This window comes from Protofrankia symbiont of Coriaria ruscifolia (assembly GCF_900634745.1).
Taxonomy (GTDB): Bacteria; Actinomycetota; Actinomycetes; order Frankiales; family Frankiaceae; genus Protofrankia; species Protofrankia californiensis.
In genome coordinates, this window is sequence record NZ_CAAAFR010000056.1 from 39,397 (window position 1) to 40,672 (window position 1,276).

General features: G+C 71.0%; 1 protein-coding gene. It reads left to right on the forward strand.

Going from position 1 to position 1,276, the window contains the following annotated elements:
* Positions 1–186: 186 nt before the first annotated feature.
* A partial coding sequence (locus CV1CTNOD_RS08485) for a ferrochelatase (RefSeq protein ID WP_131785637.1) occupies positions 187–1,276 on the forward strand: 1,090 nt, incomplete at its 3' end.

The following is a 1,276-nucleotide window of genomic DNA, read 5'->3' on the forward strand; positions in this document are numbered from 1 at the left end:
AGAGAGGTCTCGTGGGCTCGGTATGGGGCATTAGGCATGGGGCGTTAAGGCCTTTCCGTATCAGGACAATTCTCCTGGACGGGGTTGCCCGGCGATGCCGGGCTTCCTCCACGGTTTTCGGACGCACCCCGGGTCCACCCCGGACCCGGGGTGCGTCGTGTCGTGGTCGCAGGAGACGATTACGACGTGCCAAGTGACAGCCGGACCACGACCGGCCAGGCCGAACCGGTGCATGTCGACGCGTTACTGCTGGTCTCCTTCGGTGGCCCGCAGTCGCCGTCCGACGTGGTGCCGTTCCTGCGCAACGTCACCCGCGGGCGTGGCATCCCGGACGAGCGGCTCGCCCAGGTCGCCGAACAGTACCGCCGCTTCGGCGGCCGCAGCCCGATCAACGACCAGAACCGGGAGCTGCTGGCGGCGCTGCGGGTCGAGCTTGCGCCGCTGCCGGTCTACTGGGGAAACCGCAACTGGTCGCCGTTCCTCACCGACGCGCTCGAACGGATGCGGCGTGACGGTGTCGGGCGGGCGGCCTGCTTCGTGACGTCCGCCTTCGCCTCCTACTCCGGCTGTCGCCAGTACCGCGAGAACCTCGCGCAGTCGCGGGCCCAGGTCGGCCCGGGCGCACCGGAACTGATCAAGCTGAGACACTACTTCGACCATCCCGGCTTCGTCCTGCCCATGGTCGACCATGTCGTCGACGAGCTGGCGACGATCCCCGCCGCGTTGCGGGAGGAGACCCGGCTGGTCTTCGTCGCCCACTCGATCCCGCTCGCGCAGGCGGCGAGCAGTGGCCCGGACGGGGACGCCTACCCCCGGCAGCTGGCCGCCGCCGCCGCGGTGATCGTCGACCGGGTGGCGCTGCGCACAGGCCGCCGCCACCGCCACGACCTGGTCTATTCCAGCCGCAGCGGTCCGCCGGCCGTCCCGTGGCTTGTCCCGGACGTCGGCGATCATCTCGCGGCGCTTGGCGCCACCGGGGACACCCGGTCGGTCGTGGTGGTCCCGATCGGTTTCGTCAGCGACCACATGGAGGTCGTCCACGATCTCGATATGGTGGCGGCGGAGCGGGCCCGGGCGGCCGGGCTGAGCTTCCGCCGGGCGTCCACGGTGGGTACTGACCCCCGGTTCGTCACCATGGTCCGGGAACTTCTCGACGAACGCAGGCACGGTGATCTCCCGCGGACGGCCCTGAGCTCCATGGGACCGAGCCATGACGTGTGCCCGCTGTGGTGCTGCGCCCCGCGGTCGCTGGGACGCCGGCCGCCGGCCGCGGCCG